This window comes from Limosilactobacillus ingluviei DSM 15946 (assembly GCF_001435775.1).
GTDB classification, from domain to species: domain Bacteria; phylum Bacillota; class Bacilli; order Lactobacillales; family Lactobacillaceae; genus Limosilactobacillus; species Limosilactobacillus ingluviei.
This window is the reverse complement of sequence record NZ_AZFK01000040.1, coordinates 23,831-41,030: the sequence shown is the minus strand read 5'-3', so window position 1 is coordinate 41,030 and position 17,200 is coordinate 23,831. Positions and strand designations below refer to the sequence as shown.

The following is a 17,200-nucleotide window of genomic DNA, read 5'->3' as shown; positions in this document are numbered from 1 at the left end:
ACCCATGGCTTAGCGCAAAATCAACAATCCGCTTACTTGCTTCATGGGCAAACCGGTTCATCTGCTGGTTTCGGAAAAAGTCAAGGCGGGCTAAGCGGTGACTGGCCCGGCTTTGGCCCAATCGAGCATAGAGACTGGTCAACCGGGCGCGTTGCTTGTTGTAGAACTGGTTAACTGACTTGACGGGCTTACCGTTGACAATCACCGGCGTAATTCCCGGTACGTTAGTTGCCAAGGTAAAGGCATTGTTCACTCCCGGATCAATCCCTAAATAGCGGCCGTTATCCGGTTTGTAGAGGGTGACCTGATTAGTCTTGTAGACAACTTCGACAATAAAACGGCGGTTCTGCGGGACAATCCGGACCTCCTGGATCGCCGTGGTCTCCGGGTGGGCCAGTTTGACCTTGAATTTGTCCATGCAAGGAATCTCAACGTAGCCATTCTTGCGTAACTTGGCAGTCTGATTGTCAATGATAATCGTACTTAGCCCACCCTTGGTCCGATATTTTGGCAACTTCGGCCGTCCCGTGAATTTTCCCGGGTTCTTGGCATAGGCTTTGCGAGCCTTATTCCACGAATCCATACTGTGGGCAACCAACTTCAGCTGTTGTTGAACCAAGTGGACGTTGTTCATCGAGCCGTAGATCATACTGTCCTTTTGCCGTTTGGATCTTTTCAACGATGCGTCTAGCTTTTGATACGACAACCACTCACCTTTGAATAAGGCCTGCCGTGCGCGATATAGCCCTTGGTTATAGACATTGTTAGCTAAGTGACTGAAGTGATCTAACACCGCATACTTAGGATGCGCAGGACGGATGACATGGTGTTCCGTCAAATACTCATACTGCTGTTCGGTTTGGTTTTGTCGCAGTCGCTGATAACGCCGCAACTTATTACGATACGTACGTTGTCCCATACTCAAGCCTCCTTTCTTGTTGTAATTATATCAAAAATTAATTCCTCAAAACAAACTAAAGGGGAACGAATTTACGCAAATGATTAAAATTATACCAGCTGGCACCAAAAGGCATTAAGTTTATCAAAAATTATGACTATAACTCGCCTTCGCCGCGCCCCTGGTCAACAAATAAAAAACAGTGGAGAAATTTCGTTTCCCCACTGCTAAGCACAGTTACTCGTTTAATCAATATCGTTGCAAATTACCACCGGTTTGATCACGTCAGCTGGCTTCTTGTGCATTAATTCAACCGCATCGGCAATATGTTCAAAGCCTTCAAACCGTTGGGTAATCATCAAAGATGGGTCAATCCGACCGTTAACGACCAAGGAGGCCAGCTTTTCCATCCGCAACCGGCCACCAGGCATCAGGCCACCGTGCAGGGTCTTGTGACTCATCCCGACTCCCCAGTTGGCGGCGTTGAAGACCACATCATCGTGCCCGTTCAAGTAGTTAACGTTCCCAATCGCGCCACCAGGCTTGAGGATCCGCATCGCTTGATCAAAGGTGTGGGCAGCATCCCCACCGGCAATCAGAACTTTGTCCACGCCCTTGCCATCCGTTAACTTCAAGATTTGGTCTGCTAAATCACCAGCGTGGTAATCAACCAGATCCGTGGCCCCATACTTCTTAGCAACTTCAAAAGTAATCGGCCGGTCATTGGAGCCCACGGCAATCAAACGGCCCGCGCCGTGTAAGACCGCCCCCCGAACGGCCATCAGTCCCACGGGGCCAATCCCGATTACCGCTACGGTGTCCCCAAACTTCACTCCGGCCAATTCTGAAGCGTGCAAGCCCGTCGGAATCATATCCGACAGCATCGTCGCAACGGCCGGGTCGATTTCCTTTGGCAATAAGGCCAAGTTGCCGTCGGCATCGTTAACGTGGAAGCGGGTCGCAAAGACCCCGTCCTTAATATTGGAGAACTTCCAGCCGGCCAGCATGCCGCCGGAGTGGACCGCGTAGCCAGCTTGCGACTCTACCTTGGACCAATCGGGGGTAATGGCTGGAACTAAGACCCGGTCACCCACCTTAAAGTCTTGCACCTCGGAGCCGACTTCAACGATTTCCCCGCAGGCTTCGTGCCCTAAAATCATGTCTTCGCGCGGGCCAATCGCGTCTTCAAAGACGGTGTGAATATCAGACGTACATGGTGCCACGGCCAGTGGCTTTACCAAGGCGTCCCGGGGGCCAACTTTCGGATCTGGTTTTTCAATAAACCCGGTCTTGTTTGGTCCTAACATTGCAAATCCACGCATGTAAATTTCCCCTTTCTATCAATCGTTAAGAAAACCCTTACACGATTATTGTAGCTAACCCCGTCGCGTTTGTTAACTAATTCACTCATTTGTTTTTTTATCGGGAGAAGGCGGTTGAAACAGCCCTTGTGACCATCATGCTTGGATAAACCAAAAAAGCCACCGGGCAGAATTATCCTCCTGCGCCAGTGGCATTCCAAAATATGTACATAAAGCACAAGCCGGAGCATCCTTAGTGCTGCTACCTTCCGGTCCTGACACGGTTCGCGAGTCCAACCTTGCTTTACGGCCATAACGGCAAATACTACTTTACCGTATTTACCCTAAAATTACCAGTCTTTTCTCAATTATTTTGTTTAGCCGCCTGCTTAGCCAACTTTTTCCGGCGGCGAATCCCCCGGAAAAATTGCCGCAGCAATTCACCGCCTTCTTCTGCCAACACCCCGGCTACGACTTCAACCTGGTGGTTCAAACGTTCATCGTTTAATAGGTGGTAAAGTGACGCCACCGCCCCGGCTTTAGGGTCGGGCGCCGCGTAAATCACCCGTTTGACCCGGGCGTTGATAATCGCCCCACTGCACATAATGCAAGGCTCAAGCGTGACGTACAAATCACAATCTTCCAAGCGCCAACTCCCCAGGGTTTGGCAGGCTTCCATAATGGCCAACATCTCGGCATGATAGGTGGCGTCTTGAAATTTTTCCCGCATGTTGTGTCCACGCCCCACGATTTGGCCACGGTACACGACCACCGCCCCAATTGGCACTTCCCCCAACAATTCGGCTTGGCGCGCTTCCGCTAAGGCCGCACGCATATATTTTTCATCTTGATTCATTTTTCCTCCGCGCATTTTACTGTTTTTTTCTCTGAACCAGTGTATAATAAATTCTCGTTGATCACCACGGTTCAAATGACTTAAAAATCATTTTCAAATCTTTTTTTCTGGTGATTGAAAGCGAATCAAAGTCCGTTTTTATCCACCATATCTTGTATTCGATTTTTTATCGACCACGAGATATGGTGGTTTTTAAATTGCTTTTTCCGCAAAATCCGCTATACTTTAATTCAACAAATTCGTAACAGGGGGACTTAATAATGGTAACTGTCTTTTCAAAAAACAACTGCATCCAATGCACGATGACCAAGCGTTTCTTAGAACAACACCACGTCAACTTTATTGAACACAACATTGATGAACAACCCGAATTCGTTGATGCATTAAAGCAAGAAGGATTTAAGGCTACACCGGTAGTTAAGTTACCGAACGGGTCAGCTTTTACCGGTTTCCGGCCGGATATGCTCAAGCAATTGGCCTAGGGTCCCCCAGAAATAAAGCTGGGGCGTGCCCCCGGCAGCCCAACCATGTCGAGTGGGAGGTTTGAAAATTGACCACCACTCTTTTTTTATGTAACAAATTTGACTTGAAGGAGAATTTAACACCATGGCACTCTCTGATATCGATCTGACCCAAGTTAAATACTTTGACTTAAACAATGAAATCAACATTCCCAAAAACGGCCAAATTCAATTAAACAAGGATCAAGAAGCCTTGCAAGATTTCTTGGCTACGAATGTTAAACCCAACACCAAGCAATTTGGTTCCGTGGCCGAACGGTTAAACTGGTTGATGGACCACGACTACATCGAGCGGGACTTCATTGAACAATATTCGATGACCTTTATTACCCGGCTGTACGATTACCTTAAGGGCGCCGGTTTTCAGTTCCATTCCTTTATGGCCGCTTACAAGTTCTATGCTCAATACGCCCTGCGGACCGACGATAAGGAATACTACTTGGAAAATTACATCGATCGCGTCGCAATGAACGCCTTATTCCTGGCCGGCGGGGATGAAGACTTAGCCATGGACCTGGCCGATGAATTGATCCACCAACGCTACCAACCGGCCACCCCGACCTTCTTAAATGTCGGGCGCAAGCGGCGCGGGGAATTTGTTTCCTGCTTTGAAATTCAAGCGACCGACAACATGAACACGATCGGCCGGACGATCAACTCCGCCTTGCAACTGTCTAAGATTGGGGGCGGCGTGGGGATCAACCTGACCAACTTACGGGAAGCCGGGGCCCCGATTAAGAAGATCAAGGGCGCAGCCAGTGGGGTCGTCCCGGTCATGAAGTTATTGGAAGACGCCTTCTCCTACTCAAACCAATTAGGCCAACGCCAAGGGGCCGGGGTCGTGTACCTGTCGGTCTTCCACCCCGACATTGTCGCTTTCTTATCGGCCAAGAAAGAAAACGCCGACGAAAAAATCCGGCTTAAGACCCTCTCCTTAGGGATTACCGTCCCGGATAAGTTCTATGAACTGGTTGAAGCCGGCGCGCAAATGGCCCTCTTTAGCCCTTACGACGTCGAACGGGTCTACGGCGAACCCTTTGCTTACGTTGACATTACCAAGGAATATGACAACCTGGTCAACAACCCGGAAATTACCAAGAAGTGGATCGATGCCCGGGAATTGGAAGATGAAATTTCCAAGTTGCAACAAGAATCTGGTTATCCCTACATTGTCAATTTAGACACCGAAAACCGGGCCAACCCGGTCTTTGGGAAGATCACGATGAGTAACTTGTGCTCCGAAATCGCCCAAGTCCAATCGCCATCCGTGGTTGCCGATGACCAATCCTATGAAACGTTAGGGACCGACGTTTCTTGCAACCTGGGGTCAACCAACGTCGCTAACTTAATGGAAAGCCCAGACCTGGGCCGGTCGATTCGGGCCATGATGCGGGCCTTGACCCACATTTCAGACGCGGAAAGCCTGACCGTTGTCCCATCCATTCGCAAGGGAAATGACCTCTACCACTCTGTTGGGCTGGGGGCAATGGGGCTGCACGGCTACTTGGCCAAGCACCACATCCAATACGGCAGTCCAGTGGCCATCGAATTTACCGGAGTTTACTTCATGTTGTTAAACTACTGGACGTTGGTGGCTTCCAACGAAATCGCCAAGGAAAAGGGCGAGAGCTTCTACGAATTCGAAAAGAGTGCCTACGCCGATGGTTCCTACTTTGACAAGTACCTCACCCAAGACTGGGGGCCAAAGACGGCGGCGGTCAAGAAACTCTTCCAAGGCTTCTTTATCCCCGGTCCCGCGGATTGGGCGAAATTAAAAGCCAAAATTCAAGCTGACGGGCTCTACAATGCCTACCGGCTAGCGGTCGCCCCGAATGGTTCGACTTCTTACATCGGCGATTCTACTTCCAGCCTGCACCCGATCATCAATCGCATTGAAGAACGGCAAGAAAAGATGATCGGCAAGATTTACTACCCGGCCCCATACTTAAACAATGATACGATGCCATACTACAAGTCCGCGTACGATACTGATATGCGTTCGGTCATTGAAACTTATGCGGCGGCCCAAGAACACGTTGACCAGTCCTTGTCGATGACGCTTTTCATGCGTTCGACCATTCCGGCCGGGATGTACGAATGGAAGGACGGCGGCACCGACAAGATGACGACCCGGGACTTAAACATCTTGCGTCACTACGCCCACCAACGGGGCATCAAATCAATTTACTACATCCGGACCTTTACGGATGACAGTGCCGAAATCGGCGCGAACCAATGTGAATCCTGTGTCATTTAAGCGACTGCACAAGCATCGTACCAACGTGATATAATCGAAAACGTGGTTTTACCAGCCCGATTTTAAAAGAAACTAGCAGACAGAGAGGCAAACACCATGGCAATCAAAAACTATGAAGCGATCAATTGGAACCAAGTTTCCGACATGATCGACAAAGCAACCTGGGAAAAGCTCACGGAGCAATTCTGGCTTGATACCCGGATCCCGGTCTCCAACGACCTGGATGACTGGCGCGAACTGGATGACGATCACCGGTGGGTGGTTGGGCACGTCTTTGGGGGGTTGACCCTGTTAGACACCTTACAATCCGAAGCCGGGATGACGGCCTTAAAGCAAGACGTCAAGACCCAACACGAAACGGCAGTTTTAAACAACATTCAGTTTATGGAATCCGTCCACGCCAAATCGTATTCCACCATCTTTACGACTTTGAATACGCCCGACGAAATTGAAGAAATCTTCAAGTGGTCCGATACCGAAGAATTCTTGCAAAGCAAGGCCATCCGGATCGGAAATCTCTACTTAGACCCCGAAGAAGATCCGCTGAAAAAGAAGATTGCCAACGTGTTCTTAGAAACCTTCCTCTTCTACTCTGGTTTCTACACCCCGCTGTATTACTTAGGTCACAACAAGCTGAACAACGTGGCTGAAATTATCAAACTGATTTTACGGGATGAATCCGTGCACGGGACTTACGTCGGCTACAAGTTCCAAGTCGGGATGCGGCAATTAAGCACCAAGCGCCAACAAGAAATCAAAGATTGGATGTACACGTTCTTGTACGACCTCTACGACAACGAAGAAAAATACACCCACTTGCTTTATGATCAAGTCGGGTGGACCGATGATGTCTTAACCTTTATTCGCTACAATGCCAACAAGGCGTTGATGAACCTCGGGCAAGATCCGCTCTTCCCGGACACTGATGAAGACGTCAACCCAGTGGTCATGAACGGGATTTCAACCACGACTTCCAACCACGACTTCTTCTCCCAAGTCGGTAACGGCTACCGGCTCGGGGCCGTGGAAGCCATGCGCGACAGTGATTACCACGTTGCCAGCCCAAACGCCGGCAAAGCCGCCGACGCGAAGGAATAATTTCACCAGGAGCTAAGAGCCGTCCGCGCCCTTAACTCCTTTTTTACTGCCGGTTCGTTGACACGATTGGCTAAGCTTGTTACAATCAACCTATCATTTTACGAAAGGTGGCATCCGCCCTTGTTGAACTAATCTTGTCCAGACCAACCAAGTTTCCCGTCCCTTACGACGGCTGATTTGGCGATGACAAGATTAGACTACCGTGTGGAGAGCCCCTCAGTGGGCGGTCTTTTTGGGCCACCGCCAAAGTCCTGTCATCCCGACAGGACTTTTTTAATTGGTCGTCAGTCCCCTTGAAAGGATTGATTGAATGCCAACTTTAACCATGAAAAATTTAACCTTTGCCTACCCGGGCCAAGCGCCCCTCTTTGACCACGTCAACTTAACCCTTGACACCAATTGGCGGCTCGGCCTGCTCGGGCGCAACGGCCGGGGGAAAACGACCCTCTTAAAATTGCTGTTGAGCCAGCTAAGGGCCCAGGGAACCGTCACCACCCCGGTGGCTTTTGAATACTACCCCCACCCAGTCGCTGATCCCGACCAATTAACCCTCTTTGCCCTGCAGGCCACCAGTCCGGCTGAACAGTGGGAAATCGAGCGGGAATTAGCCCAACTGAATTGTGAGCCAACCATCCTCTGGCAGCCTTTCGCCACGCTGTCCGGCGGTGAGCAAACCAAAGCCCTGCTCGCCCTCGCCTTTGCCGATCCCCGCCGGTTTGTCTTACTGGACGAACCGACCAACCACCTCGATGCCCCGACCCGGGCGGTCGTTGCCAATTACCTCCGCCACAAAAAGCAGGGCTACATTGTTACCAGCCACGACCGGCGTTTTTTGGATCAAGTCATTGACCACGTCTTGGCAATCGAGGCCACTCAACTGACCCTGCAACAGGGCAACGCCACCAATTACCGCCAGCAAAAGGCCCGGCGCGATCAGACTAACGCCGCGCAAAATCAGCGCCTCAAAAAAGAAATTGTCAGCCTCCACCAAGCCGCCGAGCAGCGCCGCCACTGGGCCCAACAGGCTGAACGCAAAAAAGAGCGGGCCAGTCACGGTGACAAGGGCTTTTTGGGTGCCAAAGCCGCCCGGGCCATGAAACGTTCGCAAAACCTGGTCAAACGCTTAAACGACCAAGCAGCCCAGCGCCAGGGCCTGCTAGCCAACCTCGAAACCAGTGCGCCGCTGACAATGGCCTGGCAAGCGGGCCACCACGCGACGGTCTTGACGGCCCGCCACCTGACCCTGGCGCTGCCTACTCACTCACTGGGGCCGCTCGATTTTACCCTTAACCGCGGCGAGCAATTAATCATTACCGGTCCCAATGGCTGCGGCAAAACCAGCCTCTTAAGATCTTTACAGCACGCAATTGACCACCACACCCCGACGACCACCCTGCAGTTTACCCCGGAGCTAAAGCTGGCCACCCTCCCCCAGCAAGTCCACTTTGCCCACCAATCCCTCCGCGAATACGCCAAGGATCACCAGCTTGATTATCCCGCCTTACTCAACTTTCTCTTCAAGCTCGGGATGGCCCGCGATGAATTTACCCACGCCACCGATGAACTCAGTTTCGGGCAGCAACGCAAATTGGCCCTGGCAACCTGTCTGCTGACCCCCGCCAACCTCTACTTTTTAGACGAACCCTTTAACTACCTCGATCTAATTAATCAGGATCAAATCCTGGCGCTGTTAAAGCAGGTCCGCCCGACCATGCTGATAGTAGAGCACGATCCGGCTTTGATTGCCCAATTAGGTGCCCCCACCTTGCCCCTGAATCATTAATTTGCTCACACTAGCACAAGCGTTTAAATAATCTTGATTTTTTAAGTTTTCGCCGGTTAAATTTTAAATTATATAAGAAAAAGTCCCGCACGATCGCAACGTGCGGGACTTTGTGCATTCTATCTAATTGCGGCCAGTGTATTGGTCAGAAATCGTAAAGTGCTTGGAGATGTGGACCTTTGGTTGCTTGGTAACGTCAGCTCCGTAGTACTTTTCGGCAATCTTCTTGATCGTCCCATCCTTGAGCAGCTTCTTTAAGGACTTGTTGATCTTCTTTTGCAGGGCCTTATCCTGCTTGTTGATAATCATTCCTTCCCCAGCGCCATCGAGGTTGGTGGTAAAGTACATGTTTGGCAAAATCTTCAAACCACTGTCCGGCACCGCCTTTAGGGCTAATTTTTGCAGGTAGTAGTCATTCATGATCAAGTCCGTCTTGCCATTCTTGACGTCCTTTAAGTAAACGTCATTTGAAACATTGTCGTAGTTGACCAATTGGGCTCCCAATTGTTGGGCCAAGCGTTGGTAACCCGTCCCGGCTTCCCCAGCCGCTTTCTTGCCCTTAATGTCGGCCCAAGAATGAATCCCGGAGTCATCGCTGGCCCGCACCACGATACTGTTAAAGGAGTGCTTAAATGGCGTTGACATCAAGAATTGCTTTTGCCGGGCTGGTGAGATGGCAAAATCATTCACGGCTAAGTCGGCCTTCCCGGATTTAACCGCGGCCAATTGCCCATCGACGTTGTATTCCTTAAACTTGACCTTCATCCCCAAGTCCTTGGCCACGGCCCGAACGACTTCGATGTCGTAGCCCGTCAGCTTCTTGGTCTTAGAGTCATGGTACGAGGTTGGATACAGGGTCCCGGAAGTCGCAACGGTTAAAGTTTTCGGCGTGGCGGTTGACTTTTTACCACACGCTGTCAAGCCCCCAACGACCAACAAGGCCGCTGCCGCGACCGCCGCTAATTTCATCCGACGTGATTTGAAAAACATAGTACTTCCTCCTAAAGTTGATGGTTACATGATAAGTGATTTTGCCAGAAAAGCAAGCGCTCTCATTTGTGCTTTATTGCGCAAAATGACGATTTAAGTAGCGTTCTAAGACATCTTGGCCAAAAGACATCAAACAGCAAACCAGCCAGTAAATGATGGCAATCACGATGTAGATCGTCATGTAGTCTTGGTTGGCCCCGGCCACAATTTTGGCCTGCATAAACATTTCGGAAACCGTGATCATCGCTACCAATGAAGTGCCCTTAAACAAATCCAGCAAAACGTTCCCCAAGGACGGAATTGCAATCCGAAAGGCCTGGGGCAGGAGAATGTGGTAGACCACCCCAAGGTAAGAAAAGCCCAATGACAACCCCGCTTCTAACTGGCCCGGGTCAATCGCAATAAAGGCGGATCGGTAGTACTCGGCAATAAAGGCCGCTGGTACAATCGTCAGCGATAAAATGGCCGCTGGAATGGCGTCCAGGTTCAACCCAAAGTAAGTCAAAAACAAAACAACCAGCATTGGCACCCCCCGGAAAAAGGAAATATAAAACCGGGCCGGCCACTGCAAAATTTTAAAACGACTGATCCGCATCAACATGATGACAAAGCCCAAGACGTTTGCCAAACTAAAGCAAATCGCCAATAACAACAACGACATCGGCAACCCACTTAGAATCGTTGGCAAGGACGAAACGGCCAGCGGCGCATCAAAATAGCCCGGAATCGAGAGCTGTTGCAATAAAGCTTCCATTTTGCATCCCACCTTTTAAGAACTATTAACATTTACCCTCAAATCGTATATAATTTAACCACTAAATTCAAGCGCTTACAAGAAATAAGTGGTAAGATAAAAAGCAATTAGCCACTAAAATTTGTTTTTTTGGAAAGGATGCTTGCAATGAGCGAAAACCTGATGTTACAGTCGGCAACGCATTTAGCCCACTTGGTGCGCACCAAGCAAGTCAGTGCCCGGGAGCTGATTGCGGCCGCTTTTGACCAAATTGAACGGCAAAATCCCCAGCTCAACGCCGTGATCAGCGAACGGCGCACCCAAGCCGAACGCGACGCTGACCGCCTGGTCGATCACGGGCAACCCTTCTTAGGGGTCCCACTGTTACTCAAGGGCCTGGGGCAGGCCAAAGCCGGCTTACCTGCGACCAACGCCAACCGCCTCTTTGCCGACCAAGTTGCCACCCAATCCAGCAACTTTACCAAGGCCTTGGAAGCGGCGGGATTTGTGATTATCGGTCAAACCAATTATCCCGAATTTGGCTTTAAAAACGTAACCGATTCCCAAATGTATGGTGATGCGCATAACCCGTGGAATCTTGCTTACTACCCGGGTGGTTCGTCAGGAGGGGCCGGGGCGGCGGTCGCTGCCGGACTCCTTCCCCTGGCCGCCGCTAGCGATGGCGGCGGCTCCATCCGCATTCCAGCCTCTTGGACCGGAACCATCGGCTTAAAACCGACCCGGGGGCGGATTGTGACCGGTCCGACCGATTGGCGGTCTTGGCAAGGCGCAGCCGGCAGTTTTGCCATTACCCGCTCCGTCACCGACACGGCCTGGCTCTTGGAAGCCCTCCAGGCCCTGCAACCCGCCGCGGTGTTCCAGGTTCCCTTAGCCGCCAGTTTTACTGACCGTTTAAACGAATTACCACCCCTTAAAATTGGTTATTTAACCACCTCACCAGTTGGCACGCCGGTTGACGATGAAGCCGTGCAAGCCGTCCAACAAGCCGTGGCTTTTTTGCAAGGGCAAGGTTTAACCGTTGAAGAAGTCGACTGGCCCACCAACGGTCGTCAATTGATGGAGACCTACTACCTGATGAATGAGGGCGAAACGGCGGCAATGTTTGACCAAATTGCCGCTGGGTTGGGGCGGCCGGTTACCCCAGCCGACATGGAACCGCTCACCTGGGCCCTGTATCAGACCGGGACCCACGTCTCGGCCAGTCAGTACAGCCGGGCCTTAAGTGCCTGGGATTTGGCTGGTGAACAAATGGCCCACTTCCACGAGCAATACGACCTTTTGCTGACGCCGACCACCGCCACGATCGCCCCACGCATCGACCAGTCCTTGAATACCCCCGCCGAGTTGGCCACCATGGCCCACATTACCGAACTAAGCCCGGCGGAGCAACAACAGTTCATTTGGGACCAGTGGCTGGCCGCTTTGACCCGCTCGCCCTTTACCCAGCAAGCCAACTTAACAGGGGAACCGGCGATCAGCTTACCAACCTACGTAACTGACGCCGGGCTGCCCCTCGGGATTCAATTTATCGCCGGCAAGGGCCAAGAACTGCAACTGCTGCAAATCGCCGCCTGCTTTGAGCGTCACGGTCAATTCCATTTTCTGCATGCCAACTAACTTTACTTTTCTTTCCGGCTCTCGTATGATGAGAGTAGATTAAAAACAAATGAGAAAGGCTGATCGAGATGGAAGACAACGCGCGCCTCGCCTTATTAAAAAAGGCGATCCAATTTAATACCGCTAACGGCAACGAAGCCCCGCTGGCCCAGTGGCTCCAGCAAGTCCTGGCTGAGCACGGCATTCAGAGTGAACTGGTCGAATTCGCCCCCCACCGGGCGGGGCTGGTCGCCGAAATTGGGACGGGCCAGGAGCCAATTCTGGCCTTTGCTGGCCACCTCGATACGGTCGCGCCCAATGCAGCCGGGGCCTGGCAAACGGGCCCCTTTGCGGCGGCAATCCATGACGGTGCCATCTACGGGCGGGGCGCCGTTGACATGAAGGGCGGGCTGATTGCGACCGTCATTGCCTTAATCGAGTTGCATGCCGCCGGGCTGCCCAAAGCGGGTACGATTCGCCTCTTGCTATCTGGTGATGAGGAAGGCAGCGGTACGGGCGCCACAGCCTTGACCCAACGCGGTTACTTAGCAGGCGTTAAGGCCTTGGTCATGGCCGAAGCTTCTTCCCAAACGATCGAATACGCGCACTGCGGTTCCTTTGATTACATCGTCCACGCCCGCGGCAAAGCCGTCCACAGTTCCACCCCCGCCCTTGGCCACAACGCCTTGATGGACCTGGTTGATTTCATCAACGCCGAACAAACGGCGTTTGATGAGGTCGATGACAATCCGGTCTTAGGCGCCTTGGTCCACTCGATTACGGTCCTGCACGGGGGCGAACAGTTGAACACGATCCCGGACGCGGCCTTTTTAAAAGGCAACGTCCGCACCATTCCGGAATGCGACAACCAAGCGACCCACGTCCGCTTGCAAGCCATTATTGAGCGCCTCAACCAAGGCGGGGCGGCCTTGGAGCTAGAAGTAGTCGGCGACTTTGCTCCGGTCGTCACGGACCCAAGTAACCCGTTTATCACCCAGGTGCAAGCCGCCGTGAAGGAAATTAACCAAGTTGACGCACCCGTCGTCATTTCCAAGGGCGCCACTGACGCGTCGATGTACGTTAAGGGCAATCCGGATTTTGCCTTCGTGGAATACGGCCCGGGCGATGACACCCAATCGCACCAGGTAAATGAACATTTGAACCTCGCGGAATTTCTCGTTGCGCCGGCCGTGTACCAACAAATTGCCCACAATTTTTTCGCGGCCCTTGACAAAGAATGAGAATTCGATTAGATTATCATTAACAACCACGAGCAGACTAGTAACTTGACTTGGTTTGTCCAGCGAGTCGGAACTGGTGAAAGCCGACCAAACCGGTAAAGTGAATCACCCCTGTCAGTTGCCCCGCTGAAGGCAGTAAGCGTGGGCCGGTCGGCGGCCGTTATCACCACGGGTTTAATGATTGAACCTACTGAGCCTGGTTTTGTGAAAAAGCAGGGATTCGGGGTGGGACCGCGCCCAGCGCCCCCGTCACCATTTTTGGTGGCGGGGGCGCTTTTTTTATTCTTGTTTCCGTTCATGTCAGTTAAAGGAGGGACCGTTTATGCAAAAAAAGCGTTGGTTAATCAGTTTCAGTTTGATTGCAACCCTAATCGTAAGTCTCTTGATCAGTCCCGTCGGCAGCTTGGCCAACCAACGGGCAGATCAAAGTGATCAATGGGCCCAGATCAAAAAGCGAGGAACCCTGCTGATCGGGGTCGATGATAGTTTTGTGCCGATGGACTTCCGGCAAAAGAATGGGACGCTAGTCGGCTACGACGTTGATTTATCCCGGGCCGTTTGCAAAGTCTTGGGCCTCAAGCCCGAATTCCAGTCGATCGATTGGGCGATGAAGGAAACCGAACTTAAAAACGGCACGATTGATGTCATCTGGAATGGCTACACCGCCACCCCCGCCCGGGCCAAACAGCAAGCCTTCAGCCGGGTGTATGAGCGTAGCGGCCAATCCTTGGTAGTGCGCAAGGATGCCGGGATCAATTCCTTTGCTGATATGAAAGGCAAAGTGGTCGGTTTGCAACAAGGTTCGACCGCTTATACTGATTTTTACAAGTACCCCGCTAAGCTGAAGCGCTACGTCAAAGGCCGGATTATCTACCAAGACAACAACTCGGCCTTCTTGGACCTTAAAGCCGGCCGCATCGACGGGGTCTTAACCGGGACGGTCTATGGTGGTTACTACGCTAAGCACCTCGCTGGTTCCAATGACTATAAGTTAATTGGTTCGGACGTCTTTCCCCAAGACGAAGTCGCCGTGGGAATCCGGAAAAAGGACCGCACCCTGGTTAAGAAAATCAACTACGCCCTCGGGGTCTTGCAAAAAGATGGGACCTTGCGCCAAATCAACAAGAAATGGTTGGGGATTGATACTGATTACCTCGGCCCCGTCGATCAATTCAAGTAACGATCAACGCGAAAAGCCCTGGTCGAGCGTAGTGCTCACCAGGGCTTTTTAGCTAGTTAATTGTCAACGGCTTACTTGGTTTCGACACCCTTGCCGTCGTATTCATCGATCATGATTTGCTTCAGGTCGCTGATCAGTGGTTCTTGCGGGTTGGCCGTCGTACATTGGTCTTCGTAGGCCAAGGCGGCTAACTTGTCAACCACTTGGTCGAAGTGGGCCTTGTCAACGCCCCAAGCCTTCAAGCTCAAGGTCACCCCAACGGAGTGGGCCAATTCCTTGACCTTTTCGCACAGTTGGTCAATCAAGGCTTGGTTGCTGTCACCAGTCAGGCCAATCGTCTTGGCAATCGTCGCGTAGTCTTCTTCCGCCCGGAAGGCTTCGTACTTCGGCCACGTGCTGAACTTCTTAGGCAGGGTCGCATTGAACTTGATGACGTGCGGCATGGTAATGGCAATGCAGATCCCGTGGGTCAAACCAAATTCCCCACCCAACTTGTGGGCAATCGAGTGGTTGATCCCTAAGAAGGCATTCCCGAAGGCCATCCCCGCCAACGTCGAAGCATTGTGCATCGCCGCCCGGGCTTCCGGATCCCCGTTGTAAGACTTAGTCAGGTTTTGGAAGACCAGCTTGATGGCTTGCAAGGACAGTGGCCGGGTGTAATCGGACGCCATCGAGGAAACGTAGGATTCCATCGCGTGGGCCAAGACGTCCAAGCCAGAAGCTGCAATGTTGCCCTTTGGTACCGTGTCGACAAATTGCGGGTCCACGATGGCCACGTCTGGCGTCAAGGCATAATCAGCCAGCGGGTACTTAACGTGGGTCTCGGAGTCAGTAATAACGGCAAATGGCGTTACTTCGGATCCCGTCCCGGACGTTGTCGGAATGGCGACCATTTGGGCCTTGCTTGGCTTGTCAAAGCGGTAGGCCCGCTTACGGATGTTCAAGAACTTTTGCTTAGCGCCAAAGAAGGAAGCATTCTCGTCTTCGTAGAACATCCACATCCCCTTGGCCGCGTCCAATGGCGAACCACCCCCGAGGGCGATAATCGTGTCGGGCTTAAAGGACTTCATCAAGGCGACCCCTTTTTCAACCGTCTTGGTCGATGGGTCAGCTTCGACGTCCGAGAAGACCAAGTATTGAACATCATTTTGCCGCAACTTCAATTGATCAACTACGACATCAACGTAGCCGTGCGCGTAAATCGATGGGCCCGTAACAATGAAGACCCGGTTGATGTTTGGCATGTCCTTGAGGTAACGAACGGAGTCGCGTTCAAAGTAAATTCGTGGTAATTTGATCCATTGCATGTTATTCCGCCTCTTGGCAATTGTCTTGATGTTAAGCAGGTCGTAATCGGTGACGTTGTGAGAAATTGAGTTTTCCCCCCATGAACCGGTCCCCAACGTTAACGATGGCGTCATCCGGTTATAGATGTTCCCAATGCCCCCTAGCCCCGATGGGGAGTTGACGATTACCCGGGACGCCTTCATAGCGACCCCGTATTCGCGGGCGAGGTCCATATCAGTCGTTTGAATGGCCGCCGTGTGGCCCAGGCCCCCGTAGTTGAGCAAGGCTTCACACTTGGCAAAGGCATCGTCCTTGCTTTGGGCTTGGTAGACTGACAAGACTGGGCTTAACTTTTCACCGGACAGCAATTCCTTGGGCCCGATTTCTTCTACTTCAACAGCTAAGACTTGCGTGTCGGCTGGGACCTTAATGCCCGCCATTTCGGCAATCTTCATTGCTGACATCCCGGCAATCGGCCCGTTGACGCCCCCGGTCTTTTCATTAAACATCGTCGTCCGCAACTTGGCGTGATCTTGCTTTGGCACGAAGTAAACCCGGTTGGCTTCTAAGCCGGCCTTCACTTCGGCGTAGATTTCCTTATCAATCACGGCACTGTTTTCCGTGGCACAGATCATCCCATTGTCAAAGGTCTTGGATAAGACCAGGTCGTTAATGGCCCGGGCAAGGTTGGCACTCTTTTCAATGTAGACGGGCCCATTCCCAGGGCCGACCCCTAAGGCTGGCTTCCCCGTGGAGTAAGCCGCCTTAACCATCCCTGGTCCCCCAGTCGCCAGGGTGCAGGCAATCCCGGGATGGTTGATCAAGGCCGTGCTGGTTTCCCGGCTTGGTTCGTCAATCCATTGAATTGCCCCTTCGGGAGCCCCCGCTGCAATCGCTGCATCGCGGACGATCTTAGCCGCATGCCGGGAGCACTCTAAGGCTTGCGGGTGGAAGGAAAAGATGATTGGGTTACGCGTCTTCATGGCAATGATTGCCTTAAACAAAGTCGTCGACGTCGGGTTGGTCACCGGCGTGATCCCTGCTAAGACCCCCAGTGGTTCGGCAACGGTGATCAATTCATCGGCCTTGTTGTCTTCAATCACCCCGACCGTGTGGTGCTTGCGGATGTGGTGCCAGATTTCTTCGGTTGCGAACATATTCTTGATCGCCTTGTCTTCGACCACACCCCGGCCGGTTTCCTTTACGGCTTCAATCGCCAACTCCATGTGCTTGTCTTGCCCAGCTTCGACCATTTGGTGGGTAATGTAGTCAACCGTCTTTTGGTCAAAACCTTGCATGACGTCTAAAGCCGCGTGGGCCTTTTTAACTAAGGCGTCCACCATTGCTTCGGCCCGGGCCTTTGGATCTTGGGTAACTTGAGTTTCATTCTGCTTAGCCATTCTAAACAGTCCTCCTTGAACTCTGATCTGTGCTTGTA

General features: G+C 52.0%; 13 protein-coding genes and 1 other RNA gene. 7 read left to right on the top strand and 7 right to left on the bottom strand.

What is annotated here, in order from left to right; translation table 11 throughout:
- From FC43_RS05395 to tadA, 4 genes are all read right to left on the bottom strand, one after another.
- The coding region (locus FC43_RS05395) for an RNA-guided endonuclease InsQ/TnpB family protein (RefSeq protein ID WP_235807594.1) at nucleotides 1-919 on the bottom strand (919 nt) is incomplete at its 3' end.
- A 224-nt stretch (nucleotides 920-1,143) separates the two neighbouring features.
- A complete protein-coding gene (locus FC43_RS05390; RefSeq protein WP_056954718.1) occupies nucleotides 1,144-2,220 on the bottom strand; it encodes an NAD(P)-dependent alcohol dehydrogenase in 1,077 nt (358 codons plus the stop codon).
- A gap of 198 nt (nucleotides 2,221-2,418) precedes the next feature.
- An RNA gene (gene ffs / locus FC43_RS10800) (signal recognition particle sRNA small type) lies at nucleotides 2,419-2,515 on the bottom strand.
- Nucleotides 2,516-2,563: 48 nt separating this feature from the next.
- Nucleotides 2,564-3,055, bottom strand: coding sequence for a tRNA adenosine(34) deaminase TadA (gene tadA / locus FC43_RS05385; protein ID WP_056954716.1), 492 nt, complete (start codon nucleotides 3,053-3,055; stop codon nucleotides 2,564-2,566).
- Between the two features lie 260 nt (nucleotides 3,056-3,315).
- On the opposite strand from tadA, the gene nrdH reads away from it, so the two are divergent.
- From nrdH to abc-f, 4 genes are all read left to right on the top strand, one after another.
- The gene (gene nrdH / locus FC43_RS05380) at nucleotides 3,316-3,537 is read left to right on the top strand and encodes a glutaredoxin-like protein NrdH (RefSeq protein ID WP_019206887.1); all 222 of its coding nucleotides are present in this window, start codon (nucleotides 3,316-3,318) and stop codon (nucleotides 3,535-3,537) included.
- A 124-nt stretch (nucleotides 3,538-3,661) separates the two neighbouring features.
- Nucleotides 3,662-5,833 (top strand): class 1b ribonucleoside-diphosphate reductase subunit alpha, encoded by a 2,172-nt coding sequence (gene nrdE / locus FC43_RS05375; RefSeq protein ID WP_056954714.1) that lies wholly within the window; start codon nucleotides 3,662-3,664, stop codon nucleotides 5,831-5,833.
- 96 nt (nucleotides 5,834-5,929) lie between these two features.
- On the top strand, nucleotides 5,930-6,931 hold the full coding sequence (gene nrdF, locus FC43_RS05370; protein WP_056954712.1) for a class 1b ribonucleoside-diphosphate reductase subunit beta: 1,002 nt from the start codon (nucleotides 5,930-5,932) through the stop codon (nucleotides 6,929-6,931).
- Between the two features lie 310 nt (nucleotides 6,932-7,241).
- Nucleotides 7,242-8,714 (top strand): ribosomal protection-like ABC-F family protein, encoded by a 1,473-nt coding sequence (abc-f, locus tag FC43_RS05365; RefSeq protein WP_056954710.1) that lies wholly within the window; start codon nucleotides 7,242-7,244, stop codon nucleotides 8,712-8,714.
- 123 nt (nucleotides 8,715-8,837) lie between these two features.
- On the opposite strand, the gene FC43_RS05360 is transcribed toward abc-f, so the two are convergent.
- Together FC43_RS05360 and FC43_RS05355 are read right to left on the bottom strand one after the other, a co-directional pair.
- Entirely contained in the window at nucleotides 8,838-9,704 is an 867-nt protein-coding gene (locus FC43_RS05360; protein ID WP_056954708.1) for a transporter substrate-binding domain-containing protein, read from the bottom strand.
- A 73-nt stretch (nucleotides 9,705-9,777) separates the two neighbouring features.
- Nucleotides 9,778-10,458, bottom strand: coding sequence for an amino acid ABC transporter permease (locus FC43_RS05355; RefSeq protein ID WP_056954706.1), 681 nt, complete (start codon nucleotides 10,456-10,458; stop codon nucleotides 9,778-9,780).
- Between the two features lie 138 nt (nucleotides 10,459-10,596).
- Here FC43_RS05355 and FC43_RS05350 point away from each other — a divergent pair, with 138 nt between their 5' ends.
- The 3 genes from FC43_RS05350 to FC43_RS05340 all read left to right on the top strand — a co-directional run bounded on the left by FC43_RS05350 (nucleotide 10,597) and on the right by FC43_RS05340 (nucleotide 14,475).
- A complete protein-coding gene (locus tag FC43_RS05350) occupies nucleotides 10,597-12,075 on the top strand; it encodes an amidase (protein ID WP_056954704.1) in 1,479 nt (492 codons plus the stop codon).
- Nucleotides 12,076-12,143: 68 nt separating this feature from the next.
- Nucleotides 12,144-13,295, top strand: coding sequence for an ArgE/DapE family deacylase (locus tag FC43_RS05345; protein ID WP_056954702.1), 1,152 nt, complete (start codon nucleotides 12,144-12,146; stop codon nucleotides 13,293-13,295).
- A 322-nt stretch (nucleotides 13,296-13,617) separates the two neighbouring features.
- Nucleotides 13,618-14,475 carry an amino acid ABC transporter substrate-binding protein gene (locus FC43_RS05340; RefSeq protein ID WP_056954698.1) on the top strand — a complete coding sequence of 286 codons (858 nt, stop codon included), beginning with the start codon at nucleotides 13,618-13,620 and terminating at the stop codon, nucleotides 14,473-14,475.
- A 71-nt stretch (nucleotides 14,476-14,546) separates the two neighbouring features.
- Here FC43_RS05340 and adhE read toward each other — a convergent pair whose 3' ends face one another.
- Nucleotides 14,547-17,162, bottom strand: coding sequence for a bifunctional acetaldehyde-CoA/alcohol dehydrogenase (gene adhE / locus FC43_RS05335; protein ID WP_019206896.1), 2,616 nt, complete (start codon nucleotides 17,160-17,162; stop codon nucleotides 14,547-14,549).
- Nucleotides 17,163-17,200 lie beyond the last annotated feature (38 nt).

Bases quoted from the DNA above. Each gene is read 5' to 3' on its own strand.
- nrdF (WP_056954712.1), top strand. From the start codon at position 5,930: ATGGCAATCAAAAACTATGAAGCGATCAATTGGAACCAAGTTTCCGAC.
- FC43_RS05345 (WP_056954702.1), top strand. From the start codon at position 12,144: ATGGAAGACAACGCGCGCCTCGCCTTATTAAAAAAGGCGATCCAATTT.
- abc-f (WP_056954710.1), top strand. From the start codon at position 7,242: ATGCCAACTTTAACCATGAAAAATTTAACCTTTGCCTACCCGGGCCAA.
- FC43_RS05390 (WP_056954718.1), bottom strand. From the start codon at position 2,220: ATGCGTGGATTTGCAATGTTAGGACCAAACAAGACCGGGTTTATTGAA.
- FC43_RS05350 (WP_056954704.1), top strand. From the start codon at position 10,597: ATGCTTGCAATGAGCGAAAACCTGATGTTACAGTCGGCAACGCATTTA.
- FC43_RS05340 (WP_056954698.1), top strand. From the start codon at position 13,618: ATGCAAAAAAAGCGTTGGTTAATCAGTTTCAGTTTGATTGCAACCCTA.
- nrdH (WP_019206887.1), top strand. From the start codon at position 3,316: ATGGTAACTGTCTTTTCAAAAAACAACTGCATCCAATGCACGATGACC.
- adhE (WP_019206896.1), bottom strand. From the start codon at position 17,162: ATGGCTAAGCAGAATGAAACTCAAGTTACCCAAGATCCAAAGGCCCGG.
- FC43_RS05355 (WP_056954706.1), bottom strand. From the start codon at position 10,458: ATGGAAGCTTTATTGCAACAGCTCTCGATTCCGGGCTATTTTGATGCG.
- nrdE (WP_056954714.1), top strand. From the start codon at position 3,662: ATGGCACTCTCTGATATCGATCTGACCCAAGTTAAATACTTTGACTTA.
- FC43_RS05360 (WP_056954708.1), bottom strand. From the start codon at position 9,704: ATGTTTTTCAAATCACGTCGGATGAAATTAGCGGCGGTCGCGGCAGCG.
- tadA (WP_056954716.1), bottom strand. From the start codon at position 3,055: ATGAATCAAGATGAAAAATATATGCGTGCGGCCTTAGCGGAAGCGCGC.